The sequence below is a fragment of the Microbacterium sp. Leaf161 genome, assembly GCF_001423645.1.
Taxonomy (GTDB): Bacteria; Actinomycetota; Actinomycetes; order Actinomycetales; family Microbacteriaceae; genus Microbacterium; species Microbacterium forte.
This window is the reverse complement of sequence record NZ_LMOW01000002.1, coordinates 395034-412754: the sequence shown is the minus strand read 5'-3', so window position 1 is coordinate 412754 and position 17721 is coordinate 395034. Positions and strand designations below refer to the sequence as shown.

The window sequence follows — 17721 nt, the reverse complement described above, 5'->3', positions numbered from 1 at the left end:
CTTCATGGCTAACGATCAGGACGAGAACGCGGTTTTCCTTGCTCTCGCGGATCCGACGCGTCGCGCGGTCATCCGAGCCCTCGGCCCCGGCCCGGCGAGCGTGGGCGAGCTCGCGCAGCCCTTCGCGATGACGCTTCCGTCGTTCATGAAGCACATCCACGCGTTGGAGGACAGCGGACTCATCCGCACATCCAAGAGCGGTCGCGTGCGCACCTGCACACTCGACCGCGACCGCCTCACGGTCGTGGGGCACTGGCTCGACGAGCAACGGCGAGTCTGGGAAGACCGCACTGACCGCCTCGAATCCCTGATGGCCTATCTGGAGGAGAACCGATGACCCGCACCGCACTCGACCCGCGACTCGACCTGACTCTCGAGACGGCGCTGGCTGCGATCCCCACCGCCGTCGATCCGACGCACGGGGGAACCTGAATGACTTACCAGGTCGCCATCGTCGAGCATGATGCCCTGTCCGAATCGCAATCGGCGGCACTGAGAGAACTCTTCGATCGCGAGTACCGAGCGGAGTACGGAGAGTGGAACCCCGATGGCCCGTACGGGTATTCGCCCGCGGATGTGCACACGATCGTGTTCCGTGGCTCCATCGCTGTCGCGCACGTCGGGTTTCAACGGCGCCTCATACGCGTCGGCGCACGCGAGGTCGCGGTCGCCGGAACCGGGGGAGTCCTCGTCCATCCGGACTGGCGCTCCGACGGAGTCGGCCGCCTTGTGATGTCGCACGCCCAGCAGGCGATGCGCGACGACGATCGTGTGAGTTTCGGCTACCTCGGGTGCCGAGAGGAGGTCGTGCCGTTCTACGAGCGCACCGGCTGGTCACGGGTGAACGCCATGGAACGCCATGTGTCGATGATCGACTCGAACGAGACGGTGACATCTTCGGCGGGGCCGATACTCGTCTTCTCGGCCGACTCGGGCGCTGACGCAGATCCATGGCCGGAGGGTGACATCGACCTGCGAGGCACTCCGTGGTGACCCTCGCGATGCGGACACGTGTTCCACAGCCAGATGCAGCCCGCAGACACCCGACTCCGCTGCGGGGCGCGCTCGGAGGCGCCTTCACCGCTGCGGGCGCGGGTTGGTCGTGACAGCTATGGGATTATGACTGGCTTCGACACCGCGGTGCCATAAGCGGAGGGGAGGCCGATTCTGGCTTGTACTGACATAATGTGCATTATCGGCGTTACTACGTCGCCGCGATCGGAGCGGTCGATAGGCTCGTGTCGTGAACGGAAGCAATGTCGAGATCGACTGGGAAGCGGCGCGAAACGCCAACCGACAGAACTGGGATGATCGCGTCCCGTTGCACGAAGCGGCATACGGTCTGGACGCGTACGACGAGCCGACTCACATCAGCGACGTCGTGAGCGAAGACCTGCCGGTGCTCAACCGCTTCGTGCGCGGCGGAACGCTCGCGGAATTGGACGTGTGTCACCTCCAGTGCCACATCGGCACGGATACGATCTCGTTGGCGCGTGCCGGGGCGATCGTGACCGGCGTTGATTTCTCGGAGCCGGCGCTGCAAGCCGCAGAGGCACTCGCGAACCGCGTCGGGGTCTCGGCCACATGGGTCCAGACCGACGTCCTCGATGCGAGCAACGTGGTGTCAGGCGACTTCGACATCGTCTACACGAGTATCGGGACGATCTGCTGGCTCGAGGATCTCGACCGATGGGCGGCCCAGATCGTCGCTCTGCTGCGTCCGGGTGGGACGTTCTTCATCCGCGACGGCCATCCTGCGCTGCTGGCTCTCGACGAGGGCGCGCAAGAACTCACGACCCGCTACCCGTACTTCGGCGACGGCCGTGCGCAGCAATGGGATGACGAGTCAACCTACGCCGGAGACGGCAAGGTCGCTCACCCGCGCACCTACGAGTGGCCGCACCCCCTCTCCGAGATCCTCGGATCGCTGTTGAGAGCCGGTCTCCGCCTCCTGCACTTCGATGAGGGACGAACACTCCCCTGGCAGTTCAGCCCGCGGATGGTCGAGGTGTCAGGCGGCTACGGGTGGCCCGAGGCGGAACGGAACCTCATCCCCTGCACCTTCACGATCGTCGCCCGCAAGGACTGAGCGCCCCTCCCGCTACGCGCCGATGTATTCCGCCAGGTGCTCCCCCGTGACCGTCGACTTGGCCGCGACGAGATCCGCCGGGCTTCCCTCGAAGACGACCCGACCTCCGTCATGGCCCGCGCCCGGTCCGATGTCGATGATCCAGTCGGCGTGAGCCATCACCGCCTGGTGATGCTCGATCACGATGACGGTCTTGCCGGATTCGACGAGTCGATCGAGAAGGCCGAGGATGTTCTGGACGTCCGCGAGGTGCAGGCCCGTGGTCGGTTCGTCGAGCACGTACGTGTCGCCCTTCTCCCCCATCTGGATGGCCAGCTTGATGCGCTGACGCTCGCCGCCCGACAGCGTCGACAACGGCTGCCCGAGGGAGAGATAGCCCAGGCCGACATCTTCGAGGCGACCGAGGATCGTGGCGGCGGCGGGCAGCTTCGCTTCCCCTTCGGAGAAGAACACCCTCGCCTCGGCGACAGGCAGATCCAGCACCTCGGTGATGTCCTTGCCTGCGAGCTTGTACTCGAGGACGGCAGCCTGGAACCGCTTGCCGCCGCAGTCCTCGCACGGCGTCTCGATCGTGTCCATGAACCCGAGCTCGGTGATGATCACCCCGGCGCCCTTGCATGTCGGGCACGCTCCTTCGGAGTTCGCACTGAACAACGCGGGCTTGACTCCGTTGGCTTTTGCGAACGCCTTGCGAATGGGCTCGAGCATGCCGGTGTACGTGGCGGGGTTGCTCCGTCGCGAGCCCTTGATCGCCCCCTGGTCGATCGCGACGACGCCCTCGAGCTTCGACACCGATCCGTGGATCAGCGAGCTCTTGCCCGAACCGGCGACCCCGGTGACCACAGTGAGAATGCCGGTGGGGATGTCAACGTCGACGTCCTGCAGGTTGTTGGCGTTGGCACCGCGGATCTCGATCGCACCGGTGCTGCTGCGCACCGATTCCTTGAGCGCTGCTCGATCGTCGAGATGATCACCCGTGCGCGTGCCACTGGCCTTCAAGCCTTCTACGGTTCCCTCGAAGCAGATCTCGCCTCCCGCGCTTCCCGCGCCGGGGCCGAGGTCGACCACATGATCACCGATCACGATGGTCTCGGGCTTGTGCTCCACGACCAGCACCGTGTTGCCCTTGTCTCGCAGGCGCAGAAGCAGCGTGTTCATGCGCTGGATGTCATGCGGATGAAGGCCGATGGTCGGCTCGTCGAACACATAGGTGACGTCGGTGAGAGACGACCCCAGATGGCGCAGCATCTTGATGCGCTGCGCCTCTCCGCCGGACAACGTACCGGAGGGCCGTTCGAGGCTCAGGTACCCCAGGCCGAGCGTGACGAATGCGTCGAGGTTGGCACGCAGTGCCTCGAGCAGCGGAGCTGCGCCAGGGAGTTCCAGTCCGCGCACCCATTCGGCCAGATCCGTGACCTGCATGCGGCACGCATCCGCGATGCTGATGCCGTCGATCTTCGACGACCGAGCACCTTCGGTGAGACGGGTGCCGTCGCACTCCGGGCAGGTCGCGAACGTCGCCACGCGCTCGACGAAGGCGCGGATGTGCGGCTGCAGGGCGTCGAGATCCTTCGACAGCATCGACTTCGTGATCTTGGGGATGAGCCCCTCGTAGGTCATGTTGATGCCCGAGATCTTGACCTTGGTGACCTCACCGTAGAGGAAGAGCTGGCGCTGCTTCTCGGTGAACTCGGCGACCGGCTTGTCGGCCGGATAGAAGCCCGACGCGGAGAAGCCCTTCACCATCCAGCCGTCCGCGGTGTACCCCGGGACCATGATGGCCCCCTCATCGAGGGACTTCGACTCGTCGACGATCTGAGTGAGGTCGAGATCGGACACCGCTCCCCTGCCCTCGCACCGAGGGCACATGCCCCCGAGGTAGATCGCGTCCTTCACGATCTTCTTCTCGCCCCCCGGTCCGGTCATCATCCCGCTGGCCCTCTGGGTGGGGATGTTGAAGGAGAAGGCTGTGGGGCCTCCGATATAGGGCTGGCCCAGCTTGCTGAAGAGGATTCGCAGCATCGCGTTCGCATCGGTGACCGTGCCGACCGTCGACCGTGGATTCGCCCCGAGGCGCTCCTGATCGACGATGATCGAGGTCGTGAGTCCCTCGAGCACATCGACGTCAGGACGAGGCACCGACGGCATGAATCCCTGCACGAACGCACTGTAGGTCTCATCGATCATGCGCCGGGACTCGGCGGCGATCGTGTCGAAGACCAGTGAGCTCTTGCCCGACCCCGAGACGCCGGTGAACACCGTGAGACGACGCTTGGGGATGTCGACGCTCACTTCTTTCAGATTGTTCTCGCGCGCACCCTGCACGCGGATGATGTCGTGGCCGTCAGCGGGGTGCGTCGTCATGAGGATCCTCGAGTAGGGACCGGGGTCAGCCGGCCTGGTTGATACGGAGAAGATTTCCCGCAGGGTCGCGGAATGCGCAGTCGCGCACGCCGTACGGCTGGTCCATCGGCTCCTGGACCACGTCCGCGCCGCTGTCGACGAGCCGCTCGAACACGGCGTCGAGATCGTCGCTCGCAAGCGTCAGCGCACCGTAGCTGCCTTTGGCGATGAGTTCGAGGATCGTCTGCCGCTCGGCGTCTGTGATCCCGGGGTCTGTCGCCGGCGGGTGCAGCACGATCGACGTCTCTGGTTGTCCCTGCGGACCGACCGTGAGCCATCGGAGACCGTCGTAGCCGACGTCGTTGCGCACCTCGAAACCGAGGGCGTCTCGATAGAAGCCGAGGGCCGCATCGGCGTCGGTGTGCGGAAGGAATGCGTAATGGATGCTGATGTTCATGGGGTTCACGTTAGGTGCGCGCCCGTGCGCGGCGCTTCTTGATTCCTGATCGGTCTGATCACGTGCTTCGCCTGGAAGGTGGGGATGCCGTCGACATCCGCTGCGCCCTCACGATACACGCGGGGTGAGACACCGACGAGCTCGGTGAATCGTGTGCTGAAGGTGCCGAGCGATGAGCACCCCACTTCGAAGCACACCTCGGTGACGCTGAGGTCGCCGCGGCGCAGCAATGCCATGGCCCGCTCTATCCGCCGCGTCATCAGATAGGAGTACGGCGATTCGCCATAGGTCTCCTTGAACTGCCTGCTCAGATGCCCCGCCGACATGTGCGCGCCGCGCGCCAGAGCCTCGACATCGAGAGGCGTCGCATACTCGCGATCGATGCGATCCCGCACCCTGCGCATCACGACGAGCTCGCGGAGCCGCGCGTCATCGTCCGGGGTCACCCCCTGATTTTCGCATGACCTCCCGTAACAGAGTGTGAACGTCCGCGACATATCGATATCGGCCTCCCCCAATCTCGCCCCAGACAGCGCTACTCTGTGACCATCCCTCACAGGGTTTTCTCAGAAAGGGTCCCCAACCATGTCTGATTCACTCGCAACCGAAGCGAAGTCACTGTTCAAGTCCATTCGCGTGGTGCTAGCGGTCTCGGGCGCCATCGCCCTCATCGCCGGTATCGTCCTGCTCGTCTGGCCCGTCAAGTCCGCCGTGATCGTCACCGGCATCTTCGCCACTTATCTCGTGATCGCAGGTCTCGTCTACATCGGCCTGGGCATCTTCTCGAAGGTCAAGGGCGGATGGGCTCGAGTCGGCCACATCGTGCTGGGCCTCGTCTACATCGTCGCCGGCGTGATCGCCTTCGCGAACCTCGGAGTCGCCGCGGCGACCCTCGCGCTCGTCGTGGTCATCTTCATCGGCATCAGCTGGATCGTCGACGGAGTCGTGGCACTGTCGCTCCTCGGACAGGACGGCTCGCGCGTCTGGACTCTGCTCTACGCACTGCTCAGCATCATCGCCGGTATCGTCGTGCTCTTCTCCCCGCTGTACGCGGCCGCAGTGCTCTGGCTGGTGCTCGGCATCTCGCTCGTCGTTCTCGGAATCGTGCAGATCGTCCGCGCGATCACCCTCGGCAAGGACGCGAAGGAGTTCGTGGCCTCGGCGAAGGCCGACTCCGCGATCTGACTCGCCTCCAAACGCAGAGAGCCCCGTCCATCCGGACGGGGCTCTCTCTGTTGGTCTCAGAGACTCACTCGGCCTCGAAGGCGCTGACGTCGCCGACCAACCGGGTGTTGTCGGCAGGAACGGCGTCGACTGCCGCGCGTGCGATCTCCGCCGCGAACTCCGACACGTTGTAGAGCTTGCCAGCGGACTCGCGGCGCTCGGCGATCGCGCCGGGGTTGGCGCGCTCGAGCAGCGTCGCCGTGATGGTGCCCTCGATCATGTCGCCGGAGACGACGGTGAACCCGATGCCCTTCTCGGCGAGACCGGGGATGCGCTCGCGGAGCGCATCCTCACCTGCACGCTTCGACAGCGCGACCGGCTCGTACTCCGGCATCGTCGGCGTGGTGCGGATGAAGTGGGCCTGGTGGCTCGTCACGAAGACGACCCGCGACCCATCGCCGAGCAGAGGGGCAGCGGCGTCGAGGACGTTCAGCTGCGCGTCGCGGTTGAGCGTCAGCGCGTAGTCCTCAGCCATCCCGGATTCCATGCCCCCTGATGCGTTCAGCACGAGCACATCGAGGCGACCGAACTCGGCCTTCACCGCATCGAACATCTCGCCGACCGACGAGGGGTCGGTGAGGTCGGCGCCGACGACGAGCACGCGTCGCCCCAGTTCGCGCAGCTGCGCGGCGAGCTTCTCGGCGCGCGGCGCCTTGTTGCGGAAGTTGATGACCACGTCGGCCCCCGCCTCGGCGAGGTAGCGCACGGTGTCCGCCCCGATTCCTCGAGACGAGCCGGTGACGAGGGCGACCTTGCCCTCGAGAGAACCTGCGGGAAGAACGTCGGTCACGGTGACTCCTCTGATGCGTGAATCGCCGTGATGACACGGCGCTTTCAGACTATCAAGCCGGCCCCTTCGAACCGGGAACCACCTCGTGCCGCGTGATAGGTTGACCGCAAAGGAGGCCGCATGGACAACTTCGCGACATTCGTACAGTTCATCGACCAATGGGCATGGATCGGGTGGCTGATCCTGATCGCCATCTTCCTCGTGATCGAGATGCTCACTCTCGACTTCACCTTCCTGATGCTGAGCTTCGGCAGCGCAGTCGGCCTCGTCACCGATTTCCTCGGCATCCCGGTGTGGGTTCAGGTGCTGATCGCCGCGGCGGCGGCCGCACTGTTCATCCTCTTCCTGCGTCCGCCGCTGATCAAGCGTCTGCATCGCGGCGAAGACCCGACCAAGTCCAACGTCGAAGCCCTGCTGAACCTGCGAGGCACGGCCCTGCAGGACATCACCCAGATCTCCGGACAGGTGAAGCTGAGCAACGGCGACACCTGGACCGCCCGCACCGCAGGTGCCGTGCCGATCCCCCAGGGCTCACCGATCGCAGTGATCGCGATCAACGGCGCGACCGCGACCGTCCGTCCCGTCAACGACTAGGAGAACCTCTTGGACGATGCATCGTTCATCCCCGCCGCGATCGGGTGGATACTCGTCATCGCGATCATCATCTTCGTGGTGGTCACGCTGGCTCGCTCCATCCGCATCATCCCGCAGGCCACAGCCGGCGTGGTGGAGCGCCTGGGCCGCTATCACAAGACGTTGATGCCCGGACTCAACATCCTGGTGCCCTTCATCGATCGCCTCCGGCCCCTCATCGACATGCGCGAACAGGTGGTCTCGTTCCCGCCGCAGCCTGTGATCACCGAGGACAACCTCGTGGTCTCGATCGACACCGTCGTCTACTTCCAGGTGACCGACGCTCGCGCCGCGACATACGAGATCGCGAACTACCTCGGTGCGGTCGAGCAGCTCACGACGACGACCCTCCGAAACGTGGTCGGTGGCCTCAACCTCGAAGAGGCTCTGACGAGCCGCGACAACATCAACGGCCAGCTCCGCGTCGTTCTCGACGAGGCGACCGGCAAATGGGGCATCCGCGTCGGGCGAGTGGAGCTGAAGGCGATCGACCCGCCCGTCTCCATCCAGGATTCGATGGAGAAGCAGATGCGCGCCGAGCGTGACCGCCGTGCGGCCATCCTCACGGCCGAGGGAACCAAGCAGTCCGCGATCCTCGAGGCGGAGGGCGCACGGCAGGCGGAGATTCTCCGCGCAGAGGGTGACAAGCAGGCGGCTGTGCTGCGCGCCCAGGGCGAGGCCGAGGCGATCCAGAATGTCTTCACCGCCATCCACCAGGGCGAGCCGGATGACAAGCTGCTGGCCTACCAGTACCTGCAGATGCTGCCGAAGATCAGCGAGGGACAGTCGAACAAGCTCTGGATCATCCCGAGCGAGCTGACCGAGGCGCTCAAGGGCATCGGCAGCGCGTTCACGCCGAAGCCCGGACAGCCTCCGACGAACCACCCGGGCGCGTGACGCACCCCTACTTCGAGAAGGCAGCCCACCCCCGAGTCCTCGCTCACCGCGGTCTGATCACCACGGCGGGCGAGGACTCCGGCGTCTGGGAGAACTCGGCAGCGGCCTTCGCCGCGGCTCACGCCGCCGGCGCCGAGTACATCGAGACGGACTGCCGGATGACGGCCGACGGTGACGTCGTTCTCTTCCACGATGCGACGCTGCAGCGCCTTGTCGGCGACCCCCGACCCGTGCGGGATGTACGCACCCGTGAGCTCGCCGCGATCTTCGCCGATCACGGCGGTCTCCTCACCGTCGCCGAGGCCCTGTCGGCATTCCCGACGACGCGTTTCAACATCGATGTGAAGACCACCGAGGCCGCCGAGCCCCTCGGCCCGATTCTCGAAGATCACACGCACCGTGTGCTCGTCACCAGCTTCTCGGATTCCGACCGTCGCGCCACGATCGCATCGGTGCTCCGTGCCGGTGCCGCTCTCAGACCGGCCACATCGGGTGGCAGTCGCACCATCGCCGCAGTTCGCGCCCTCTCGGCCGTCCGCGTCTCCCCTGGCCGCGCGCTGCGCGACATCGACGTCCTCCAGATCCCCGAGCGTCACCGCGGTGTGAAGGTTCTCACTCCCCCTCTGATCAGCGCCGCGCACCGACGCGGCGTCGAGGTCCACGTGTGGACGGTGAACGACGCCGACTCCATGCGACGGCTGGTCGATGCAGGTGTCGACGGGATCGTCACGGACCGCGCGGACCTCGCGCTGGCGACGATCGGCCGCTGATCGCGCCACGCCGCCTCTACGCTGTGGCGCTGGGATTCCGCTGTGAATCGCGCCGAGATTCCGCCCGCGTGGATGAAGCGCACAGGCTGGAGCGTTATACCTGACAGCGACGAGAGGACCACACAATGGCAGATCGCAGCCTACGCGGCATCCGACTCGGCGCCCAGAGCCTACAGAGCGAAGAGGGCGTCGTTTTCATGGAGCGCCGTGAAACCACCTACATCTGTGACACCTGCGGCCATGTCACGAACCTGATGTTCTCGGCGGACGCAGAACCGCCCCAGACCTGGGAATGCCGTGCCTGCGGAGCGGACGCCCGCCTGAACGTCGACGGCCAGGCCGTCACGCTCGACGCGACCGACGAGAAGGCAGCCCGGACGCACTGGGACATGCTTCTCGAGCGTCGTACACGCGCAGAACTCGAAGAGCTGCTCGAAGAGCGACTCGCCTTCATCCGCGCGCGCCGCGGTGCAGGTGAAGACCCGACCCGCGAGAAGATCGGCGCCTAGCGCCGACGGGCGCGCAACCACCCGAAGGCCAGCGCGCCCAGCCCGCCCCACAGCAGCAGCATCTGGATCCAGGGGCCGGTGACGACACCGGCTGTCAGGCCGGAGCGAAGCTCGACATCCTCGAGCAGCGCTCCGGCCTTTCCTGCGTCAAGGCTCGATACGGTGGACCCATCCGGGCGGATGATCTGGCTCGTGCCCACCGTCGAGATGTTCACGACGCTGCGGCCGGTCTCGATCGCCCGCATCCTCGCGAATGCCAGCTGCTGCAGATTCTCGTTGGTACCTCGGAAGTCGGCGTTGTTGGTCTGGAAGACGAGAACCTCGGCCCCTTCGGCCATTCCCTCGCTGATCACGTCGTCGTAGATGACGTCGAAGCAGATCGCCAATCCGACCCTCACGCCGTCGACATCGATGACCGGCGGGTTCGTTCCCGGGGTGTATTCGCGTTGGATGAGTCCGATCAGATCGGGCGCGAGTGCATTGAAGAAGGCACGGTCGGGCACGTATTCGCCGAAGGGAACCGGGTGCCGCTTGTCGTGCACTTGCCCGTCTCCGCCGTCTTCCGTCCACAGCAGTGAGGTGTTGTAGAACAGGCCCTCTCGTTCCGTCGCGGCGTTGGCAAGCAGCGGCGCGCCGATTCGCGAGGTGATCGCGCTCATCCTCCGCGCCAACGAATCCGACTGGAACGGGTCGAAGTCGAGCGATCCCTCGGGCCAGACCAGCAGATCGACGTCTTCGCCGTAGAGCGGTTCGGTCGCGTCCGTCTGAGCGTCGATGAGCGAGTAGGGCTGGCGCTCGTCGAAGTACCCGCTCGGCCCGTTCCCCTGCACCGCGGCGATGCGCATCGACCCGGTGACGGTCGTGGGGAACAGCGGCGTGATGAGCAGGGCCACCGTCACGATGACCGGTGCGATCAGCGCGGTCGGGCGTCGCCAGGCACGTTCGCGAATCACCTGGATGAGGAGGGCGACGAGGAACACCATCAGGAAGCTGAGACCGCTGACGCCGATCCACGAGGTGACCGGGGCCAGCGGGCTCTCGGCCTGGCTCATGCCCAGACGGGCCCACGGGAAGCCTCCGTACGGCCAGGAGCCGACGAACACCTCGCGCCCGACCCACAGCGCAGCCACTACGGCCGGAAGAAGCAGGAGGCGCGCCCAGGCGCCAGGGAAGGCTGTGGGGATCCATCGATAGGCGAGCGTGATCAGGATCAGCGCCGCTGCCGTGAGGACGCCTTCGAGGACGCTCAGTGCGGCCCACGGCAGCGGGCCGAGGTAGCGCGAGGTGAACGACACGAGCAGTCCGAAGAAGATCACCCCGTAGACCAGCCCCACCGCGAGCGCGCCTCCGACCCGACGGCCGATGAGCGCGACGAGCAGCAGCGCGGTGGCCGGGAAGGCCAGTGCCCACACCGCGGCATCCGGGTAGGAGAGATTCATCAGGAGCGCAGCCAGGGCCGCAACGGGAAGCGCGAGCGAAAGCGGCAGAAGAGGGCGCTGTCGCGCTGGGGAATCAGGCATCGGTCCCGTTCTCACATCGAGGAGTAGGCGACGATGCCGCGGCGCACGCCGTCGAGAGCGACGCGGGCATTGCGCGCCAGGGCGCCGTCCTCCGCGACGATCGAGAGCTGGTCGAGCAGGTCGATCGTCTGCTTGGCCCACCGGACGAAGTCGCCCGCGGCCATGTCGGCGTCGATCAGGACGCGATCGAGCATCCCGCCCCGGGCCCACGAGTGCATTGCGCCCGCGAGACCGGCAGCCAAGGGCTCGGACCCCGGAAGATGGTGATCCTTCTCGAGGTCGTCGAGCTCGGCCCAGAGAGTCGTGGTCTTCTCGTAGGCTGCGCGGAAAGCCCCTCTCGGCAGATCGCGCTCGCCCGCGTTCGCCTCGTCGCGACGCGGCTCGTAGACGAGGCAGCAGGCCATGGCGGCGAGCGACGGAGCGTCCAGGCCGCTCCAGAGACCCTGCCTCAGAGATTCTGCCACCAGGAGATCACGCTCTCCGTAGATGCGACGCATCGTCCGACCGGCCTCGGTGAGAGTGGTCTCGTCGTTCTCGTCTCGGTGGAGGTAGTCGAGCGTCTCGAGCACCTCGACGACACGATCGAAGACGCGAGCCACCGTTCCGGTCCTCGTCTCGATCTGACGACGGATGCGGTCGTTCTGCCTCTTGAGCTTCCAGTACCGCTCCGCCCAGCGGGCGTGAGCCTCGCGATCGGGGCAGCGGTGGCAGCCGTGCCGCTGCATCCGGGTGCGCAGGCTCTGGATCTGCTTCATGCGCTTATCGCGCGATGCCCGCGGAGCGTTCGAGTCCTGACGGTTCTTCTTCTCGAGGTCGCTGAGCTCTCGGCGGATCGAGGCATAGTCCAAGAAGTCGCCGTGGTCGCAGACCATCGCCGCCTTGTAGCCGTCGAGGGATTCCTCGGCCTCACGCACCTGCCTGGCGAGTCCGACCACCGCGCGATCGGCCTGGAACTGAGCGAAGGACGACTCGAGCACCTCGCGTGCCCGTTGTTTGCCGAACAGGTCGATCAGGTTGACCGCCATGTTGTACGTCGGACGGAAACTGGAGTTGAGCGGGTAGGTGCGACGTGAGGCGAGTGCGGCGACCGCCTGCGGATCCATCCCCTCGGTCCACTGCACCACGGCGTGGCCTTCGACGTCGATGCCCCGTCGCCCGGCTCGCCCGGTGAGCTGGGTGTACTCCCCCGAGGTGATCGCCACCCGGGCCTCACCGTTGAACTTCTCCATCTTCTCGAGCACCACGGTGCGTGCGGGCATGTTGATGCCGAGCGCCAGGGTCTCGGTCGCGAACACGACCTTCACGAGCTTGCGCTTGTAGAGCTCCTCGACGACCTCTTTGAAGGCGGGCAGGAGCCCGGCGTGGTGGGCGGCCACGCCGCGTTCGAGGTTCTCCAGCCAATCCCAGTATCCGAGCACACCGAGATCCTCGTCCTGCAAGGTCCGCGTCCTGTCTTCGACGATCGCGCGGATCTCGGCCCGCTCCTCGGTCGAGGTCAGACGGACACCCGATCTGCGGACCTGCTGCACCGCAGCGTCGCAGCCGACCCTGCTGAAGATGAAGAAGATCGCGGGCAGGAGGTTGGCCGCCTCGAGCAGCCGCACCACGTCGGGGCGGTCCATGCGCTCGATCCGCTGCACGTTCGCCGAGCGGACCGCACGGCGTCCTCCGCGCGGCGGACGCTGCGCCTGCCGTCCCGCATGACGGTTGCTGCGGTAGGACTGCGCCTCACGGTTGTTGTCGTAGTTCGAACCGGTGGACGAGCGGATTCGCATCAGCTCCTGATTCACCAGAGCCGTCGCGATGCCCGCGCGGTCGTCGAAGAGCGGGAGCAGATCATCACGCACCAGCACGTGCTGCTCGAGCGGCACCGGTCGGATCTCCGAGACGATCACCTCGGTGTTTCCGCGCACCGTGTCGAGCCAATCGCCGAACTCCTCGGCGTTCGACACCGTGGCGCTCAGCGACACCAGCCGCACCCGCTGCGGGAGGTGGATGATCACCTCTTCCCACACCGCCCCGCGGAATCGGTCGGCGAGGTAGTGCACCTCGTCCATCACCACATACCGAAGGTCGCGCAGCGCTGCGGAATCGGCGTAGATCATGTTGCGCAGCACCTCTGTCGTCATGACGACGATCCGAGCGTTGCCGTTGATATTGGTGTCACCCGTGAGCAGACCCACGTCATCGGCGCCGTAGACGTCGACCAGCTCGCGGAACTTCTGATTGGAGAGGGCCTTCATCGGCGTCGTGTAGAACGCCTTGTCGCGCGGCGTCTGCATCGCGAGATGGATCGCGAACTCTCCGACTATGGTCTTTCCCGCCCCGGTGGGAGCGGCGACCAGCACGCTGCTCCCGTCTTCGAGCGCGTGGCACCCTTCGATCTGAAACGGGTCGAGTTCGAACTTCTGGTTCGCAGCGAAGGCGACCGTCGCCGGGTGCCCTGCGGCTTCGCGAGCCGCGGCGTATCGCTCTGCCGGCGAGCTCATGCGCTCACGGGTTCGATGCCCGCGGCCGCATCAGCCTTGCGCTTGCGCCGATCGAAGAGCATCGAGATCAGTGTGGCCGCAAAGTACAGCACGATCATGGAACCCATCAGCAGCAGCATCGAGAAGACATCGGCGGGCGGTGTGGTGACGGCCGCGAAGATCGTGCAGACGAGGATGGCGACGCGCCATCCCTTGAGGATCTCCTTGCCCGAGACGACCCCCGCGAGGTTGAGCGCGACGAGGAAGACCGGGAGCACGAAGGCGATGCCGAGCACAAGCAGGAACTTGAAGACGAAGTCGTAATAGGTCGCGTAGTCGAAGAACTGCGCCATTCCCGTCGGCACGAAGCCTGCCATGATCTCGATCACGTGCGGGAGGACGAAGAATGCGACAGTGCATCCGCCGAAGAACAGCGGGATGGCAGCTCCCAGGAAACCCCAGGTGTACTGAGTCTCCTTCTTCGTGAGCCCAGGCATCACGAACGCCCAGACCTGCCAGAGCCAGACAGGGGCTGAGATCAGCAGACCGATGGCGAACGCGATGCGCATGCGGAGATCGAACCCGCTTGTGACCGTCGTGAAGTTGAGGCCGACGTACTCGCGACCTTCTTCTTCGGCGATCGCAGCGATCGGAATCGACAGGAGATCGATCACCGGTCCGGTGATGATGAACGCGATGATCATGCCGACCACGAGCGCGCCGGCCGCGATGAAAAGTCGCCGACGCAGCTCGATCAGATGCGCGCCGAGAGACATCCGCCTGTCGCGGCCCGGCGTCCCCGGATCGGCGGATTCGAGAGCGGACACGAACTATGCAGATCGAGGAGGCTGACCCGGATCCGTGTCGCGAGCCTTCACCGTGGTGTCCGCGATGGTGGCCGCGGGAGTCGGGGATGCCGGATCCGCGGCGTCAGTCGCGTCCTCGTTCTTCATCGCCTTCATCTCGCCCTTGAAAACCCGGGCGGACTGCCCGAGGCTCTTCGCGAGTGCCGGCAGCTTCGCCGCACCGAAGAGCAGCAGGATGACGGCAAGGATGATCAGCAGATGTGGCCAACCGAAAGCGCCCATGATTCTCCTTCGTCGATTAGTAGCAGTCTAACCGGCGTTGTCGCCGTCTGGTCGGCGATACAGCGCGAGTCCTGCGGCGGCCCACTCGCGCGCAGCCGTTCGGGCGACGCCAGGATCCACGACTTCGAGGGCTCCGCCGAACTTCGCCGCCAGCCGTTTCACACCCCGAGGGTCGGCAAGGTGCAGCCGCACGGTGATGATCCCGTCGCTGACGTCGGCGTTGTCTGCGGTGAGGAAGTCACCGAGCAGAGGCGCCATCCTCTCGGGCACGCGCACTCGGACCTCGCCCTCGTCCTCGACGGCGGTGAAGGCCTCCGGGACGTGGTCACCGGCGTGTGTGATCGGAATATCCGTCAGACGCGCATCGCTCACCCGATCGAGGTGGAACGTCCGCATCGCCTGTCGCATGTGGCACCACCCCTGCAGATACCACTGTGCGTTGGTGATCAGCACCTGCACAGGATCCACGGTTCGCGTGGTGGGTGCGGCATCGGGCGCCTGGTACGTGAACGACACGGCGACACCGTTCTGCACACCGCGCGACACGACCTGGCGAACCTCGTCGACAGCGCTCGGCGCGACGACGACCTCTGCCGGGGCGTCTGCCGCACCGCGCGACAGCTTCGAGATGAGACCGCTGACGAGTCCGGAGTCGGAGACCGCCGGCACGGCGGCGACCATCTGCAGACCGGCGAGCAGCGCTGCGGCCTCACGGGCGGTGAAGCGCGGAACCCGCCGTAGGGCGACATCGTTGGTGATCTCGATGACGTCCTCTTCGTCGAGGAGATCCCAGTTGATGTCGAACATCTCCTGCGGCTGCTGCCAAAAGCCGGAATCACCGGGCAGGCCGATGACGGTCAGCTTCTCTACCATCTGTCGCATCTCTGCCGGAGTCACCCCGAACTCCGCAGCCGCCTCAGCGAGCGAGACCTGGCCGTGCTCGAGAAGGTAAGGCACGAGCGTCAGGTAGACGCGGACGCGGTCGGCGGCGAGCAGCGGCTTCGTCTGAGCGCTCATCGTGACTCCCCTGCGTCCGAGTTGGTCGCGACGACCGCGCTCAGGCGATCGACGACTGCGGTGCGCAGCGCGACGGGCTCGACCACCCGCACCTCGGGGCCGTACGAGGCGAGTTCGTCAGCGAAGATATGCAGGTCGACGAACGGCACGAGGATTCCCTGGGTCGCCGCGGGCGTCGCGCGGCGGCCCAGACGCAGCGAGGCCTCGGTGCCAGGGGTGACCTCGAGCAGCGCCGAGTTCTGAGAGGCGACGCGCTCGAGACCGCTCAGTGCACGCTCCCCCGCTCCTTCGCGCAGGGCGGAGTCGAAGGCCCTCGTCGTGATCTTCACATCCCCGACGATCCTGCTGAGCAGGAACATGCGGTCCTCCTCGATGTCCACGTCGACGCCGAAGACATGCCATCTCGCCTCGTAGTCGACGAGAGCCAGCGGACGGATGCTGCGGCGGCGCGGCGCGTCCTCCCCCGGCTTGAGGTAGTCGAAGACGACGACGCGGCTCTTCTCGATCGCGTCCTGCAGCTGCGGGAACGCCGCATCGCGAGCGGTGATCCGTGGCGCGAAACCGATGATCGGCTCGTCGCCGTCGATCCCGAGTGCCCGGATCTTGCGCACGCCGGCCTTGGCGTCGCCCGACGCGGATTCCGCGCTCCAGACGCTGCCGGCCAGTTGCAGCACAGCGAGCTCAGCAGCGGTGAATTCGATGTCGCTGGGCAGGTCGTATTCCGCCTGCGGAATGCGATAGCGGGCTTCACGGAGGTCATTGGGATCAGCCTGGTCGCCGATCGTCTCGACCGGGACGCCGAGAGTGCGCAGCTCGTCCTTGTCGCGCTCGAACATCTTCTCGAGCGCGTCCGACCGCACGCCCGCATCGGCACGCTGACGGTAGCCCGACACGTTGTCGAGGATCTGCTGCTTGGTGAGCCCGATCTCCGTGGCCATGAGCGCCACGACGAGGTTCGTCAGACGCTCTTCCGCGGGAATACGGGCGGCCATCACTGCTCCGGAACGGGAACGATGCCCAGGATGTCGACCACGATGGCGGTCGCCGGGTTTCCGTCGGCTTCGGGCACGACGACGAGCAGCTGCGACCCGACGGTCGCGCCGACGAGCTCCTCCGCTGCCGGACCGATGTTGGGCTCCGCACCCCAGCTGCTCGATGTGACGGTCTTGTCGTCCCAGCCCAGGGCCATGATGTTGGTCACGATAGTCGAATCCTTCTCGACCTTCGCACCGTCGCCCTTGATGAGCGTCTGAGTGACAGCCTCCGTGGGAGCGTCGCTGTCGGGGATGATCACGCCCGGGGTCCCGTCAGGAGCTCGCACCACGGTCGGGAGGCCGCGGGCGTCGTTGAACTGGGATGCGCCTTCGGCGTGAGCCAGGTAGACATCCTGCAGGTCGACGACCGCGACGACGTTCTCGTCCTTCGCGAGTCCGAATGCCTCGACATTGGCTTCACCGAAGTCCTCGGGGGTCAGCACGGCGACGATCCGGCTACCGCCGGTGGCGCACTCGAGCACCGTCTCGAGTCCCTCGGACCGCTCGGCCCAGTACGAGATGCTGTGCACGCGGCTCGGGTCGCCGTTGAACTCGGACTCGTAGAGCTTCTCGCCGCTCTCCCCGCCGTAGAAGGCGATGTCGAGCACCATGGGCTGAGAAGTGGAGGTGAGAGTGTTCCCCTCACCGATGATCACGTCGGCGAAGGAGGTCTCGTCCGCCTTCACGGGGCTGTAGACGGTGACGTCGGGCGCCTCACCCAGATCGCCCTCCACGGACACCGAATCCTTGACGGATGGGGTAGACGCGCCCGCACGATCGCAGACATCACCGGCGAACGACGGCGCCGAAGCGCATCCTGTCAGAGTGAGGACGGCGAGGCTGAGGGTGGCCAGAACGGCGGACGTTTTACGCACGCGCTCC

General features: G+C 65.9%; 19 protein-coding genes. 8 read left to right on the top strand and 11 right to left on the bottom strand.

The annotated features are described in order from the left end of the window. The first annotated feature begins 4 nt into the window (after positions 1-4). From ASF87_RS14740 to ASF87_RS14730, 3 genes are all read left to right on the top strand, one after another. On the top strand, positions 5-337 hold the full coding sequence (locus ASF87_RS14740; RefSeq protein WP_056376851.1) for an ArsR/SmtB family transcription factor: 333 nt from the start codon (positions 5-7) through the stop codon (positions 335-337). A gap of 95 nt (positions 338-432) precedes the next feature. Next, positions 433-993: a GNAT family N-acetyltransferase gene (locus ASF87_RS14735; RefSeq protein ID WP_056376849.1), complete on the top strand. Its 561-nt coding sequence runs from the start codon at positions 433-435 to the stop codon at positions 991-993. A gap of 250 nt (positions 994-1243) precedes the next feature. Beyond that, positions 1244-2089 (top strand): class I SAM-dependent methyltransferase, encoded by an 846-nt coding sequence (locus tag ASF87_RS14730; RefSeq protein WP_056376848.1) that lies wholly within the window; start codon positions 1244-1246, stop codon positions 2087-2089. Positions 2090-2101: 12 nt separating this feature from the next. Here the strand turns inward: ASF87_RS14730 and ASF87_RS14725 are convergent, their stop codons facing one another. From ASF87_RS14725 to ASF87_RS14715, 3 genes are read right to left on the bottom strand one after another with little or no spacing between them, the layout of a single operon-like run. Beyond that, a complete protein-coding gene (locus ASF87_RS14725; protein ID WP_056376845.1) occupies positions 2102-4453 on the bottom strand; it encodes an ATP-binding cassette domain-containing protein in 2352 nt (783 codons plus the stop codon). Positions 4454-4478: 25 nt separating this feature from the next. Further along, positions 4479-4889, bottom strand: coding sequence for a VOC family protein (locus ASF87_RS14720; protein ID WP_056377077.1), 411 nt, complete (start codon positions 4887-4889; stop codon positions 4479-4481). 5 nt (positions 4890-4894) lie between these two features. Beyond that, on the bottom strand, positions 4895-5293 hold the full coding sequence (locus tag ASF87_RS14715; protein ID WP_056377075.1) for a helix-turn-helix transcriptional regulator: 399 nt from the start codon (positions 5291-5293) through the stop codon (positions 4895-4897). A 181-nt stretch (positions 5294-5474) separates the two neighbouring features. Here ASF87_RS14715 and ASF87_RS14710 point away from each other — a divergent pair, with 181 nt between their 5' ends. Next, entirely contained in the window at positions 5475-6074 is a 600-nt protein-coding gene (locus ASF87_RS14710) for an HdeD family acid-resistance protein (protein ID WP_056376844.1), read from the top strand. Positions 6075-6138: 64 nt separating this feature from the next. Here the strand turns inward: ASF87_RS14710 and ASF87_RS14705 are convergent, their stop codons facing one another. Next, a complete protein-coding gene (locus tag ASF87_RS14705; protein WP_042536668.1) occupies positions 6139-6903 on the bottom strand; it encodes an SDR family oxidoreductase in 765 nt (254 codons plus the stop codon). A 120-nt stretch (positions 6904-7023) separates the two neighbouring features. Here ASF87_RS14705 and ASF87_RS14700 point away from each other — a divergent pair, with 120 nt between their 5' ends. The 4 genes from ASF87_RS14700 to ASF87_RS14685 all read left to right on the top strand — a co-directional run bounded on the left by ASF87_RS14700 (position 7024) and on the right by ASF87_RS14685 (position 9712). After that, entirely contained in the window at positions 7024-7497 is a 474-nt protein-coding gene (locus ASF87_RS14700) for an NfeD family protein (protein ID WP_056376841.1), read from the top strand. Between the two features lie 9 nt (positions 7498-7506). After that, on the top strand, positions 7507-8433 hold the full coding sequence (locus tag ASF87_RS14695) for an SPFH domain-containing protein (protein WP_056376839.1): 927 nt from the start codon (positions 7507-7509) through the stop codon (positions 8431-8433). Beyond that, positions 8430-9203, top strand: coding sequence for a glycerophosphodiester phosphodiesterase family protein (locus ASF87_RS14690; protein WP_056376837.1), 774 nt, complete (start codon positions 8430-8432; stop codon positions 9201-9203). The genes ASF87_RS14695 and ASF87_RS14690 overlap by 4 nt, the downstream gene beginning before the upstream one ends. A 125-nt stretch (positions 9204-9328) precedes the next feature. Next, entirely contained in the window at positions 9329-9712 is a 384-nt protein-coding gene (locus tag ASF87_RS14685) for an RNA polymerase-binding protein RbpA (protein ID WP_042536672.1), read from the top strand. Here the strand turns inward: ASF87_RS14685 and lnt are convergent. The 7 genes from lnt to ASF87_RS14650 are packed head-to-tail and all read right to left on the bottom strand — an operon-like array spanning position 9709 to position 17714. Then, on the bottom strand, positions 9709-11232 hold the full coding sequence (gene lnt / locus ASF87_RS14680; RefSeq protein ID WP_056376835.1) for an apolipoprotein N-acyltransferase: 1524 nt from the start codon (positions 11230-11232) through the stop codon (positions 9709-9711). The genes ASF87_RS14685 and lnt overlap by 4 nt on opposite strands. Before the next feature lie 11 nt (positions 11233-11243). Further along, positions 11244-13721, bottom strand: a complete 2478-nt coding sequence (locus ASF87_RS14675; protein WP_056376833.1) for a DEAD/DEAH box helicase — start codon at positions 13719-13721, stop codon at positions 11244-11246. After that, entirely contained in the window at positions 13718-14476 is a 759-nt protein-coding gene (tatC, locus tag ASF87_RS14670; RefSeq protein WP_042536675.1) for a twin-arginine translocase subunit TatC, read from the bottom strand. Before tatC ends, ASF87_RS14675 begins: the two co-directional genes overlap by 4 nt. A 54-nt stretch (positions 14477-14530) precedes the next feature. After that, complete coding sequence (tatA, locus tag ASF87_RS14665) at positions 14531-14788, bottom strand: Sec-independent protein translocase subunit TatA (protein ID WP_056376831.1); 258 nt, start codon at positions 14786-14788, stop codon at positions 14531-14533. A 27-nt stretch (positions 14789-14815) separates the two neighbouring features. Next, positions 14816-15805 (bottom strand): helix-turn-helix transcriptional regulator, encoded by a 990-nt coding sequence (locus ASF87_RS14660; RefSeq protein WP_056376830.1) that lies wholly within the window; start codon positions 15803-15805, stop codon positions 14816-14818. Continuing rightward, positions 15802-16797, bottom strand: coding sequence for a helix-turn-helix transcriptional regulator (locus tag ASF87_RS14655; RefSeq protein WP_056376827.1), 996 nt, complete (start codon positions 16795-16797; stop codon positions 15802-15804). Before ASF87_RS14655 ends, ASF87_RS14660 begins: the two co-directional genes overlap by 4 nt. Continuing rightward, on the bottom strand, positions 16797-17714 hold the full coding sequence (locus ASF87_RS14650; RefSeq protein WP_056376825.1) for a hypothetical protein: 918 nt from the start codon (positions 17712-17714) through the stop codon (positions 16797-16799). Before ASF87_RS14650 ends, ASF87_RS14655 begins: the two co-directional genes overlap by 1 nt. Between the last annotated feature and the right edge of the window lie 7 nt (positions 17715-17721).